The organism is Tolypothrix tenuis PCC 7101 (assembly GCF_963874875.1).
Taxonomy (GTDB): domain Bacteria; phylum Cyanobacteriota; class Cyanobacteriia; order Cyanobacteriales; family Nostocaceae; genus Aulosira; species Aulosira tenue.
On the sequence record NZ_CAWNJS010000001.1, the window covers coordinates 454988 to 468629 of the forward strand.

The window sequence follows — 13642 nt, forward strand, 5'->3', positions numbered from 1 at the left end:
ATAGTTTACGTTTTACTAAATACTTGAAATCAAAGCAAATAAGAGCCTTCAGCTTTTTCTTTTAAATTTAACTTTTGGTTCTTTACGTCTGCCAAACCGTTTCGTCAAATTATATTGATTCAGTTCAAAATGTGGCTCATCTATTTTTAGTATTGCAATCTTGCGAAGTAAATCATACAAAGGCTCAATCAAACCTCCAGATTTTAGCCGCAAATAAGAAACTACGCTCTCCATTTGGGTAAGATTTAATCGATGCTTCTCTGGTAAAAATTTTTCTTCCCAATCGTTTACAACCTCAATTACCTCTTCCTCATTTAAATTAGGAAACTCGTATGACTCTAAAAACGAGTCATGAACGCGTACGTATGGGAGACTTTTCCGTTCAAGAATATTATCGCCTAGATAGTAAGTGCCGACTAAGATAACGGGAATTCGCATTTTTGTAAAAACATCAATTAGCTCGTTAAAAGCTTCTAACGTTAAGTAGTCGGCATTACCAATGATGAGTATTTTGACACCATATCCCTTAATAGTTCCCCATGCACGCGATCGCAAATCTCGCAGTGTTCCAACATGAGCAAGCGGATGACCAATTTCTTCTAGAATCGAACAATATAAATCCGTTGGGCCACCATGCTGTTCAATTTCTGCATAGAGAACAGTTGCAGGGATTTCTAAAAGAGTTCCTCTTCGTTTTACGTATTGCGTCCTGTACAGTTGACAGGCTTTTAGTAAGCCAGAACCCGTAGCAGATGTAACATAACCACAGAGTTTTGCATCACGCTGGTCATCAAGCCAGTCAAATAATTCCGTATCACGATCTAGAGGAAGGTAAGTGTTAGCTTTACCAATTCTTTCAACCTCAGCTTGTGCTTCAGGCGATCGCCGTAGTTCCTCAGCAGATTGCAAACTCGCATCATACGAATTCTGAAATTCTAGATTGGCATTGGCTAAGTTTATCTCCGACATGGCAATTACCAATTATTCTCCAAAAATTGGTTCCAATCTTTCTCACCTACTCTAGGTCTTCGTCTAGCTTTAGATGTTTGATTAGGATTAGGTTTATTCTGCGTAATTTGCTTATCTATTGAATTTACAATATTTTTGGCATTTACGTCAAAATTAGATGTTAAATTTTCTTGTGAATTTATTATTTCCTCTGTTGTTAAATTTTCAGGAAATAACTCAACTATTTTGGATTTATTAGATTTAGCCTCATGTTTTTGCTGGGCTTTTTTCCGGCGGTGTCTGCGTCGCTCCTTGCGGTTTTGTTCAACATCCTCGAACGTAGATAATCGCTCATTCAAAATAGAAGAGTTATCAACTTCTTTACATGCATCACGCAATTTCTTCTTAATATAATTCAATTCTGCCAGAGACATCCTTTCTCGTTCACAATCTCTAGCTTGTATAACACCAATAAACTCTCCAGGTTCACCATTAATAGGGCGAGTATAAGCAAGAACACTTGTAATATTACGCTTATCATATCTTAAAGAAACTTGCTTCCCTTCATAATTTAGTAACCAATCTCCTTGGTACACCCAACCCTGAAAGTTGACAGAACCATATTTTTCTACATTGCGGATCGCAACTTTCATTAAACAAATATCTAGTTCACGTTGATCAAGGATTTCAGGTTCTTCCAGCAACCTTGATTTCCATCGCTCAATACGTTTTTGATTTTTCACCCTTGGGTAATCATGACGATTATAGTTGTCTACAAAATATCTCACTAATATTTTTTCAAGATCATCCAGCGTCAGACAAGCAGTCCTTTCTGCTTCTGGAGGACGTTCTTCAACACTGGAACCAGTATATCCACCATATAAGGACAAAATCTGCTGATTAATTGTGCCAAATATAGTTTCAATTAAACCACCTGCTTGAGGAAAAGCACGCAACCTTCGTTTAAAATCCAATTGCAGTGAAATCTGTATTAAATGCTCTGACTTAAATTCCTTAGCACGGTCTGTCACCATATATTCAGGAATGCCATAAATTTGCCATGTGTCTTGAAGTTCATATTCTGTTCCGTAGTGCTTTGGCAGAATTGCGTGGCGTAGAGCCAAACCAACTTCATGCGAACCAGCAGGTTCAAAACCTAAATAAAAGCCTGTGACACATCCAGAATAGCTATCCATTACTAACGTAATATAGGGACGAGAAATCACTTTCTTATCTTCTTCGTCAATTAACAAAATATCTAACTTTGTATGGTCTACCTGCCAAATCTGGTTGCTATGGGTAATTTCTAAAATTCCCTCTGTTGTTTGAATAATTTGTCCTTCGATGGGTGAACCGGGATGGCGAACTGTTTTATGTTTCTGTTCTAAATAGGAATTGATGATCTTATAAACAGTCACATGAGAAGGATGTGTGCCTGCTACTAAATCCTCCCTAACTTGAGAGTACTCCTTAAATTTTTCGTCATGCTTCTTGTGTAGCAGTTTTTCTCCTTGGGAGGCTAGAGCTTTTAAATAACCAAAAATCTGATTGTGATTAATCCGAGAACCTTCTCTGTTACCCCATTTATGAAGGTTGACAATAAAATCATGCCACTGCTGGGAAATACGATATTGTCCTTTATCCTTACGCCCAACAGCTAGAGTCGCAACTCCTACCTGCTCAACTTTCTCCACCATGCGCTTAATAGTTCGGGTGCTTTTACCCAAAGCTTTCGCCGCATCTGCGATCGCATCCATACGAGCTGCTTTGTTAGGCGCTTGGCGGATGGCATCTATTAATTCCACCTTTTTAAGATAGTCGGATGAATCTTCGTTAACTAGTAGGTGCTTTGTTTGCTCTTCTTCCTGATTTGCCGCTTCCTCAATCTCTAATCCTGGAAAGGCTTCGCTCGTAGGCTTCCTGGGCATCAGCTCATCTCCAAAAAATATGTCATCATTTACTTTAAAATTTTATATGATTTATGACATCATTTGATTTAAAAATAGGAAAAGAATAATCTAAAAACAAAATAGCTGAACCCCTTGCTATGAATAGGTTTCAGCTATAAGCGCTATAAATTGAAAATGGACAATAATTCTTTAAAATGGACAATAATTATTTAATGGACACCATATGGAAGTCAAATAATTATCGTTATTTTTAACGATAACAATAGTATAAATTGAGTTTTGGAAAAACTATATTTTCATTACTCAAATCTTACTCCTCAAAACTCTTAAAAAAATCCTCCTCCGCCTGGAGTTTCTATCACAAATACATCTCCAGGTTTCATTTCTACAGTTGCAGTGCTATCTAAAGTTTCTTGATTACCATTTTGACGTTGTACCCAGTTGCGTCCTACTTTTCCTGCTTCTCCACCATTTAATCCAAAAGGAGGAATACGCCGATGATTAGAAAGAATATTTGCTGTCATTGGTTCTAGAAACTTGATGCGGCGAATGACTCCATTACCGCCAGAAAATTTGCCTTTACCGCCGCTATCGGGACGCAAACTAAAGCTTTCTACTTGTACAGGATAGCGAGTTTCTAAAACTTCAGGATCAGTTAGGCGGGAGTTAGTCATGTGGGTATGAACTGCATCAGTACCATGAAAGTTAATCCCTGCGCCGGAACCACCACAGATAGTTTCATAATATTGATAACGTTCATTCCCAAACGTAAAGTTATTCATGGTTCCCTGTGAAGCAGCCATGACACCTAAAGCACTATATAATGCATCAACAATTGTTTGAGATGTCTCTACATTACCTGCAACTACGGCTGCTGGATAAGTTGGGTTCAGCATACAACCTTCAGGAATGATAATTTCCAAAGGTTTTAAACACCCTGCATTTAGGGGAATACTATCTTTTACTAAAGTACGAAAAACATATAATACTGCTGCCTGTGTGACAGCTTGAGGAGCATTAAAGTTACTATCTAATTGTGCAGATGTCCCAGTAAAATCAATAGTAGCACTGCGATTTTCATGATTGATTTTTACTACTACCTGAATTTTTGCCCCGCTATCCATTTCATAGCAAAATGAACCATCTTTAAGAATATCAATTGCTCGTCTAACTGCCTCCTCTGCATTATCTTGCACAAATTTCATATAAGCTTGCACTGTTTGCAAACCATATTGATTAACCATCTTATGCAGTTCTTGCACGCCTCGTTCATTTGCAGCAATTTGTGCTTTAAAGTCTGCAATATTTTGGTTAGCATTACGAGCAGGATAACGATGATTTAAAAGTAAATTTCGTACTGGCTGTTCCCGAAAGTTACCTTCTTCTACTAAGAGAAAATTATCAAATAAAATTCCTTCTTCTTCTACATTTTTACTGTGGGGAGACATAGAACCTGGGGTAATACCACCAATATCGGCTTGATGTCCGCGAGAAGCAACATAGAAAAGAGGACTGTTAACTAAAATATTTTCACTACTATCAAGAAATACAGGAGTAATTGCAGTGACATCGGGAAGATGGGTGCCGCCATTATAAGGATTATTAGATAAATAGACGTTTCCGGGTTTTATATTTTTGCCTTTATCGTTAATTAAACTGCGGACACTTTCACTCATAGAACCTAAATGTACGGGAATATGAGGCGCATTCGCTACTAATAATCCAGCAGTATCAAAAATAGCGCAGGAAAAATCTAGACGTTCTTTGATATTCACAGATGCAGCTGTATTTTGCAGAACAATTCCCATTTGTTCAGCGATAAATTGATAGAGATTTTTAAAGATTTCTAGACGAACAGGGTCGGGTTGAGAAATTTCGTACATTTTTGCTCCTATTTTTGAGATATAGCAACTTCCGTAGTTTTATATCATGAGAATTAAACAGGTGCTTAAAGCATACTTTTGCTTGTAAGGCGACAATCATCTAATAGTTGGTTTAATTCTGCAATCACCTTCCACGGATTTCGACCTTTTAAAAAAGCAGCAATTGCTGCTTCATACGGATTCCTGCCAGTTTTTCTCACTGCTGATATCGCCGCTTGATTAGAGAATCCTCGCGCGCTAACTAGCCAAGCGGCTAAGATATGTCCTGTGCGTCCAATTCCCCCAGCACAGTGAACCACTACTTTTTCATCTAACTGATTTGCAAGTAGTAAGAAAGGCAATATTTTTTGATTGAGGGTTTCACTATCAACTAGTTGGAAATCTTCAATTGGTGCCCAACAAACCTGCTCAACTCCAAAGTTGTTTTGATAAATTTGTAGTAAATCTGAGTATCGATTGAGCTGAGTTTCAGCAAGTAAACAGCAAACACGCTGAATATTTTGACTCTGCATAAACTCAATCCACTGATTGATTTTTTGGCTACTATATCCAGGTCTTGCAGCACCAAATACAATAGTTTCATTTTCAGAAGCTGCAGCAAATTTGTACATAATTTGATATTTTTAATTTTTTATAATTAAAATTTATTATTAAAATAATATTGAAAAACTGCGCTATATTCAATAATTATTGAGATTTTAATTTATATTTTAATATATTTATAATCTTCTTAGCTTCATACTGGAAATTAATTGTTATTCCTGCATACCACAAGATTGAAACAAAGGTTAGCCATATAATTAGCATAAATATCATAAACATTGATGACTGTGAGCCTTGTAAAGCTTGTTCCCATGAAAAAATAATGCCAGTGATTACAATAGATAACATCAACAACCACATGCCCATCAATATTAATAATTCCCGGTTCGATGGTCGCATTTTTAAAGCTACAATCAATTCCTTATTAATATTTTCCATACTATGTATCTGGGCTTGAGTTTCAATACAAAGTTTCTTGTAGGCGTAAGGCCCATTAATGCGGAAAGAATTATTATTTATTGCTTTGACAAAATACCGTCTTTCGATGCTACCAAATAAGCCAGGAGTTCTATCTATAATTCCTGTATTGGATAAATCTAATAGGGTTATTTGCAAGTTTTCTAAAGAAAGTGTGATGTATAGATGACAACGTTTGAACGGGACAACATATGAAAATAAGTTTCTCAATTTCAAAATGGCTTGTGTCATAGTATTTTTTATGGCATATCATAATTTTCCTTAATGATGAGAATTTTAACTACTTAAACTTCAGTAGGCATTGTAGTATTTACGGTTAATACTCAATAGCATGGATAATTTGTTGATTATTTAGCAAAATCAATTAATCTTTACGATTTAAAATTAAGTGATTACGTTCAGTTAATTTTGCTTCCCAGCTAGGCTCAACTACAATTGTACTAATCTTTTCAACAATGATGGCAGGCCCATGAATAACATCTTCTGGCTGCAAATCTTCGCGACGATATACAGGTGTATTATGCCATTGTTCGTTAGCAAACATCCTCACTTGCTCAACAACGTGAGGCTTTTCATCTAAAGAACGAGTGCGAGTAACCAAAGGTTCTTCAGGTGTATCCATTTTTTCAATTAATTCAACTGAAGCAGATTCAACAATTAATTGCTTTTCTAGTTGAATGAAACCATAGCGAGATTTATGTTCAGCTTCAAAACTTGCTCGCATTGCTGTTACATCAGGCTCAAAATCAATTGTCAATATGGAGTTAGTACCTTCATATTTTAAATTGAGTTTAGCAACTATTTCCTGTTGCTGAGTATTCTCATCATTACTAATTTCACTAGCTGCTTGATTAGCTAAATTGGCAATTAAATTTTGTAATTGGGGAATTAATGCTGAAGTTAAAGGCTGTTCTACCCCTTTTTCTCTAATAGCACGGATATCAGCTAATCCCATACCATAAGCAGATAAAACGCCAGCATAAGGGTGAAGAAATATCTGTTCCATGCCTAAAGTATCGGCAATTAAACAAGCAACTTGTGCGCCAGCACCGCCAAAACAACAAAGTACATATTGCGTGACATCATAACCCCGTTGGAGACTGATTTTTTTAATGGCATTTGCCATATTCTCTACTGCGATCGCAATAAATCCGGCGGCTACCTGTTCCGGGGTACGATTGTTACTTGTTGCTGTTTTGATATCTTGTGCTAACTGGGTAAATTTAGCTGTGACAATCTCTTTATCTAATGGTAAATTGCCCTCAATCCCAAAAACTGCCGGAAAATATTGTGGGTGAATTTTACCTAACATCACATTAGCATCTGTTACCGCTAAAGGGCCGCCACGTCGATAACAAGCAGGGCCAGGATTTGAACCAGCCGATTCCGGCCCTACACGATAACTAGAACCATCAAAAAATAAAATTGAACCGCCACCAGCCGCAATTGTATTAATTGCTAATACCGGAACTCGCATCCTCGCACCAGCAATTTCCGATTCTAATTGGCGTTCATATTCTCCTTTAAAATGGGCAACATCGGTACTAGTTCCGCCCATATCAAAAGTAATTACTAACTCAAAACCTGCCCTTTTACTAGTTTGAACTGCACCAACAATTCCCCCAGCCGGTCCGCTTAAAATACTATCTTTGCCTTGAAATTGTTGGGCTGCAACTAAACCGCCGTCAGATTTCATAAACATTAATCTGACTCCAGGTAACTGACTTGCTACCTGGTTAACATAGCGCCGTAAAATAGGAGTTAAATAAGCATCTACAACTGTGGTATCACCACGACTAACTAACTTCATTAAAGGGCTAACTTGATGAGAAACCGATATTTGCGTAAAGCCAATTTCTTGAGCGATTTGGTATACTTGTTGCTCGTGATTGGGATAGCGATCGCTGTGCATCAAAACAATGGCACAACTGCGAATTCCTGTGTTGTAAACTGCTTGTAAGTCTTGTTTAACTTGGGCAAGATTGACAGCAGTTAATTCATTACCTTGGGCATCATAGCGTTCATCAACTTCAATTACCTCCTCATAAAGCATTGTTGGTAAAACTATATGAAGGGCAAAAATATCAGGGCGGTTTTGGTAGCCAATTCGCAACGCATCTTTAAAGCCTTTGGTAATTAGCAGGACGACGCGATCGCCTTTTCTTTCTAACAGTGCATTGGTAGCTACTGTTGTCCCCATTTTTACTACTTCTATAACTTCCGTAGGAATCGCCTCATCTTGGGAAATACCAATAATATCCCGAATCCCTTGGATAGCAGCATCTTGATATTGTTCAGGATTTTCTGAGAGTAATTTATAAACGATAATCCACTGCTGATTAGGCAGATTTACAATTAAAAAACGTTCAGGATGCTTTAATAATCTATCTATAATGTTTTGATTATTTGTAACTGCAACAATATCGGTGAATGTTCCGCCTCTGTCAGCAAAGAATTTTAACATTGCTCTGTTTATTTAATCGTCTAGAAGTAGGATAACAAGATTTCTTAGAGTATTTCTACTTCGACTATGAAATATTTTGACTAAAAGTATTGATTAGCAGTAATATTAATATTCGAGAAGTACTACAACTTGCTGTAAAATGTTTATATGTATTAAGAGTAACTTGAGGAAAAATCATCAATAAATATCATTAATAAAAATCAAATTCAATCAATATGAGCGAACCATTTTTAGAGCCCATATTACGATATTTTCGACTTAAAAGGGTTATATCTCATATTCCTAAAAACTCTGTTGTTTTAGATGTAGGATGTGGCACATCGGCAACTTTTCTTCAAAGTATTTCCCCTCACATTAAACAAGGATTTGGCGTTGATTTTAAAGTCAAAGATTTCCAGTTAGGCAATATACAAACTAAGCAGCTAATGCTGGAAAATAGTTTGCCATTTAAAGATAAAAGCTTTGATGTGGTGACAATGCTGGCAGTTTTAGAACATATAGAACATGAAAAAGAGATTTTAAAAGAGATTTATAGAGTTCTAGTTCCTAAAGGCAAACTAATACTCACAGTTCCATCAGTTTGGTCTCAGCCTGTACTAGAGTTTTTAGCTTACAGACTAAAAATCGTGAGTGAAGCAGAGATTAGAGATCACAAAAGATATTATAAGCACGAAACCCTCAGAAAAGTTCTGGTAGATTTCAGTGGCTTTCAGGAATTTCATCACCAATATTTTCAGTTTTGGATGAATAATTTTTGTACAGTGACTAAGAAGATTTAAGGATTATATGCAGCTATCTGTTGTTATTCCTTGTTACAACGAGTTGAAAACTATCAGTAAAGTTGTAGAAGCTATTAAGGCATCACCAGTAAAAAATTGTGAAATCATTATTGTGGATGATTGTTCCATAGATGGAACCAGAGAATTACTTCAATCTAGCATAGAGTCACAGGTAGACAAAGTAATTTATCATCAAAAAAATAGGGGTAAGGGAGCAGCTTTAAGAACTGGCTTTGCTGTAGCTACTGGAGATATCGTCATCGTGCAAGATGCAGATTTAGAGTACGATCCCCAAGAATATCTCCTGATGATTCAACCTATTTTAGATGATAAAGCTGATGTCGTGTTTGGTTCGCGTTTTCAGGGTGGTAGACCACATAGAGTAGTCTACTATTGGCATATGGTAGGTAATACTTTTTTAACTATATTATCTAATATGTTGACTAATATTAACCTCACAGATATTGAAACTTGTTATAAAGCTTTTCGACGGGAAGTTATTCAATCGATCAATATAGAAGAAAATCGATTTGGATTTGAGCCAGAAATTACAGCTAAGGTTGCAAAAATGGAATGCCGTATTTATGAAGTAGGTATATCTTATTATGGTCGTACATATAAAGAAGGTAAAAAAATAGGTTGGAAAGATGGAGTTCAAGCAATTTTATGTATTATTAAGTATAATTTATTTGCAAAATATAAAATTTATAAACGCTCTGAATATAACTAGCCTTTTAAATGTAGATACTTAAAAAGTAGGAGCATACAAGCTTGTCTTTGACTTAGTGAGTAAAGAAATTGGTGAATTTCCTAATTCAAAGAAGCAAGCCGCTTTACGAACCTAATATCAATGTAGAAAACAATGTCTTTAACTTATAGTTAATTCATCAATATTTATTTAAAAAAACTCAATTATTGAAAATTTTAAAAATTATTTTTTGAGAAAAATAGAGGAGGAAAACAAGATGACTATACAAGAATTTGCTTTACTAATTATATCTGTTGCGACAAGTGTAGGTGGACAATTTTTCTTAAAATTGGGAGCCATGAAATTGGCAAAATTCAATTCAGGTAATGCCATAAGTAATATTATCAGTATTGCTACCATACCAGAATTATTAACTGGATTAACTTGTTATGGTTTAGGTGCGATCGCATATATTTTGCTGCTCACTAGAGTCAATTTAAGTATTGCGGCTCCATCGATTTCCTTAGTTTATGTTTTCTCTATGCTGCTAGGTTATTTCATTTTTAAGGAAACGATTCCTTTTACCCGTCTCATAGGTTTGAGTTTTATCGTTGGTGGAGTTATTCTAGTAGTTTGGGATAAAAGGTAGTGATTAACCTTTTCAAGATTATTGTTTTAATACTAGGCTCTGATAAATGTGACTGCAAAAGCTCTGATTACTGGCTTAACCGGACAAGATGGCTCTTATTTAGCTGAACTACTTTTAGCTAAAGGCTACGAAGTTTTTGGCTTAGTGCGTCGTTCCAGCACTAGTAACTTGGAACGTATTTCTCACCTGTTTAGCCAAATCAAAATTGTATCAGGTGACCTTCTCGATCAGTCTTCACTCATGGATGTGATTGCTGAATCTCAACCAGATGAAATTTATAATCTCGCCTCCCAAAGCTACGTTCCTCTGTCTTGGACACAACCAGCACTAACAGCAGAATACACTGCTCTTGGTGTCTCTCGACTCTTAGAATCTATCCGTCGATGTAAACCAGATGCTAAATTTTATCAAGCATCAAGTAGTGAAGTCTTCGGTCAACCAGACGAGTCGCCGCAAACTGAACGTACCGCTTTTCGTCCCCGTAACCCTTACGGTGTTGCTAAGGCTTATGCTCACTGGATGACTATCAACTATAGGCACAAATATAATCTCTACGCTTGCTGCGGTATCACCTATACTCACGAATCGCCTCGACGCGGTACAGAATTTGTGTTTCGCAAAATTACAAATACAGTAGCGCAAATCAAACTTGGCCTGGCGAATGAACTAAAATTAGGCAATTTAGATGCGCGTCGTGATTGGTGCTATGCCAAGGATGCTGTTTATGCCATGTGGCTAATGTTACAGCAAGAGCAACCAGACGACTACATTATTGCTAGTGGTGAAACCCACTCTGTGAGAGAACTTGTAGAATGTGCATTCAACTATGTTGGTCTCAATTGGGAAGATTATGTCTCAGTAGACCCAGCATTTTATCGCCCTGATGAGCCTGTACAGTTAATTGGTTGTATTGATAAAATCAAAACCGCTATAGGTTGGCAACCGCAACACTCCTTTAAGCAATTAGTTGAGTTAATGGTTGATTCGGATATGAAAAAATTGATTCAAAACGGAGCCTGAAAATTTTCATGTTAAAAATTGTAGTTGATGCCACCCCTGTCGAACCAAAACCGAGTGGGGTGGGTTTTTATGTTGCCAATTTAATCCATTCACTTGATGCGCTACAAGCAACAGAAAATTTTCGGTTAGAGATAATTTATCAACCAGGTTTAAAAAAATGGTTAAGGCGAGATTTTAGTTTTCCTGATTCCTTAAAAAATTATTCTCACTTACATATGTTGCCTCTACCTGTGAGGCTTTCTGATTTATTATTAAAATCAAACTTTAAACCGAGTTTAGCTTATTTTGAGAAATACTTTGGTGCTGCAGATATCGTACATGGTACAAATTACACTGTTTATCCCTGTAGCCAAAGTTTAAAGGTAATGAATATATATGATTTAACTTTTATTAAATATCCTAATTATATAGACTCAGTTGTCAAAGCATATACGGAACGAGTGAAACGATGCTTAGGTTGGACAGACCTAATTTTAACAATTTCCGAAAGTTCTAAAAAAGATATTGTTGAATATTTGCAAGTAGAACCGCAAAAAGTCTATGTCACACCTTTAGCTAGCCGCTATTATCCTGATTATTTATCTGATGAATATACTCAGACGCTAGAACAACAAGTTAAATATGATTTTTCACAACCATATTTGCTGTTTGTCAGTACGATAGAACCCCGCAAAAATATTAATGCTATTATCTCAGCCTTTAACTTTTTAAAAGAAAAACATAAAATTGAGCATCAATTAGTATTGATTGGCAAAAAAGGATGGCATTATGAACCAATTTTTACAGCTATTGAAAGCTCTCCGTGGAGAGAACAGATTCATCATCTTGACTATTTATCTAATGAATTAGTAGCTTTATTCTATTCAAAAGCTGATGTATTTGTTTATCCTTCTCATTACGAAGGATTTGGATTACCTGTATTAGAAGCAATGACTTTAGGCGCACCAGTTGTCTGTGCTAATAGTTCTTCGCTACCAGAAGTTACAGGAAAAGCGGCTCTACTAATTGACCCTGATGAACCGATGCAATTAGCTGAAGCTATCCTCAAAGTAATTAGTGATTCTCAGTTACGCCAAGAGTTAATTCAATTAGGTAAAGAAAGGGCAAAGTTATTTTCTTGGGAAAAAACGGCAAGAGAAACATTAAAGGCTTATCGAGGCATTATGTCATGAATAACTTAGATAATGCCTTACCAGAAAAATTAATTATTAATCTCTCAATTATTTTTTCGCAATCAACAGGTATCAGTAATTATGCTCAAAATCTTTTTCCTTATTTAAAAATTCTCAAACCTACTTTATTAACTTCTAAAAAATATCCTGAATTTAATTGCTATATAGTTCCAGATAATCTGACTCCTGCTCAAGGTACAAAAGGTCATTTTCGCCGCTTAATCTGGACACAATTTCAAATACCGCAAATTTATCAACAGCTAAAATCGCAACTTTTATTTTCTCCTGTACCGGAAGCACCGTTATATACAAATTGTCGTTTTGTGGTCATGTTTCACGACTTGATACCGTTGCGGTTTCCTAGACGCTTTTCACCTTTAATACCTTATCATCGCTACTACACACCCCAAGTTCTGAAACAAGCACAACATATTATTTGTAATTCCCAAGCTACAGCTAAAGATATTATCGACTTTTACCAAATTCCTAGCAGTAAAATTACACCCATTCTTCTCGCCTATGATCGCACTCACTTCCGTCCGCTGAATTTACCCACCCGCAACTACTTTCTCTACATTGGCCGCCAAGATACTTACAAAAATGTGCATCGCTTAATTAGCGCTTTTGCTGGGTTACCTAATAGCAAAGACTACGAACTTTGGTTAGTAGGGCCTAGCGATCGCCGTTATACTCCAACTCTACAAGCACAGGTTGCAGAATTGGGTATAACCGAGCGAGTGAAATTCCTTGATTATGTAGCCTATAGCGAATTACCAACAATTATTAATGGTGCGATCGCACTTGTTTTTCCTAGTCTTTGGGAAGGTTTTGGCTTACCTGTTCTAGAAGCAATGGCTTGCGGTACTCCTGTAATTACTTCTAATATCTCATCTCTTCCGGAAGTCGCTGGCGATGCAGCGATTCTAATTAATCCCTACAATACAGAAGAAATTACCGCAGCCATGCAAGCTTTGGTAAATGATTCAAGTTTGCGATCGCATCTTTCGCTTCAAGGTATCGCTAGAGCAAATCAATTTAGCTGGGAAAAAACAGGACAAGCCACTGCTGAAGTTTTATCACGCTATTTATGAGTGCTAGGCTAAAGTAAA

General features: G+C 36.5%; 12 protein-coding genes. 6 read left to right on the top strand and 6 right to left on the bottom strand.

Annotated elements, in window-relative coordinates; all coding sequences use genetic code 11:
• Nucleotides 1-48: 48 nt before the first annotated feature.
• The 6 genes from AACU25_RS01820 to AACU25_RS01845 all read right to left on the bottom strand — a co-directional run bounded on the left by AACU25_RS01820 (nt 49) and on the right by AACU25_RS01845 (nt 8225).
• Nucleotides 49-969, bottom strand: a complete 921-nt coding sequence (locus AACU25_RS01820) for an AAA family ATPase (protein WP_096573651.1) — start codon at nt 967-969, stop codon at nt 49-51.
• Nucleotides 970-974: 5 nt separating this feature from the next.
• Nucleotides 975-2876, bottom strand: a complete 1902-nt coding sequence (locus tag AACU25_RS01825) for a Mu transposase C-terminal domain-containing protein (RefSeq protein WP_096573652.1) — start codon at nt 2874-2876, stop codon at nt 975-977.
• Between the two features lie 308 nt (nt 2877-3184).
• The gene (locus AACU25_RS01830) at nt 3185-4741 is read right to left on the bottom strand and encodes a hydantoinase B/oxoprolinase family protein (RefSeq protein ID WP_096573653.1); all 1557 of its coding nucleotides are present in this window, start codon (nt 4739-4741) and stop codon (nt 3185-3187) included.
• 65 nt (nt 4742-4806) lie between these two features.
• Entirely contained in the window at nt 4807-5352 is a 546-nt protein-coding gene (locus AACU25_RS01835) for a protein-tyrosine phosphatase family protein (protein ID WP_096573654.1), read from the bottom strand.
• A gap of 76 nt (nt 5353-5428) precedes the next feature.
• Nucleotides 5429-5992, bottom strand: coding sequence for a hypothetical protein (locus tag AACU25_RS01840; RefSeq protein WP_096573655.1), 564 nt, complete (start codon nt 5990-5992; stop codon nt 5429-5431).
• Nucleotides 5993-6125: 133 nt separating this feature from the next.
• Nucleotides 6126-8225, bottom strand: a complete 2100-nt coding sequence (locus AACU25_RS01845) for a hydantoinase/oxoprolinase family protein (protein ID WP_096573656.1) — start codon at nt 8223-8225, stop codon at nt 6126-6128.
• A 215-nt stretch (nt 8226-8440) separates the two neighbouring features.
• Between AACU25_RS01845 and AACU25_RS01850 the strand changes: the two genes are divergently transcribed.
• The 6 genes from AACU25_RS01850 to AACU25_RS01875 all read left to right on the top strand — a co-directional run bounded on the left by AACU25_RS01850 (nt 8441) and on the right by AACU25_RS01875 (nt 13624).
• A complete protein-coding gene (locus AACU25_RS01850) occupies nt 8441-9004 on the top strand; it encodes a class I SAM-dependent methyltransferase (protein ID WP_096573657.1) in 564 nt (187 codons plus the stop codon).
• A 7-nt stretch (nt 9005-9011) separates the two neighbouring features.
• On the top strand, nt 9012-9734 hold the full coding sequence (locus AACU25_RS01855) for a glycosyltransferase family 2 protein (RefSeq protein WP_096573658.1): 723 nt from the start codon (nt 9012-9014) through the stop codon (nt 9732-9734).
• A 235-nt stretch (nt 9735-9969) separates the two neighbouring features.
• On the top strand, nt 9970-10341 hold the full coding sequence (locus AACU25_RS01860) for an EamA family transporter (RefSeq protein WP_190445548.1): 372 nt from the start codon (nt 9970-9972) through the stop codon (nt 10339-10341).
• Nucleotides 10342-10389: 48 nt separating this feature from the next.
• A complete protein-coding gene (locus AACU25_RS01865; RefSeq protein ID WP_096573659.1) occupies nt 10390-11361 on the top strand; it encodes a GDP-mannose 4,6-dehydratase in 972 nt (323 codons plus the stop codon).
• An 8-nt stretch (nt 11362-11369) separates the two neighbouring features.
• On the top strand, nt 11370-12533 hold the full coding sequence (locus AACU25_RS01870; RefSeq protein ID WP_096573660.1) for a glycosyltransferase family 4 protein: 1164 nt from the start codon (nt 11370-11372) through the stop codon (nt 12531-12533).
• On the top strand, nt 12530-13624 hold the full coding sequence (locus tag AACU25_RS01875) for a glycosyltransferase family 4 protein (RefSeq protein WP_096573661.1): 1095 nt from the start codon (nt 12530-12532) through the stop codon (nt 13622-13624). Before AACU25_RS01870 ends, AACU25_RS01875 begins: the two co-directional genes overlap by 4 nt.
• Nucleotides 13625-13642: the final 18 nt, after the last annotated feature.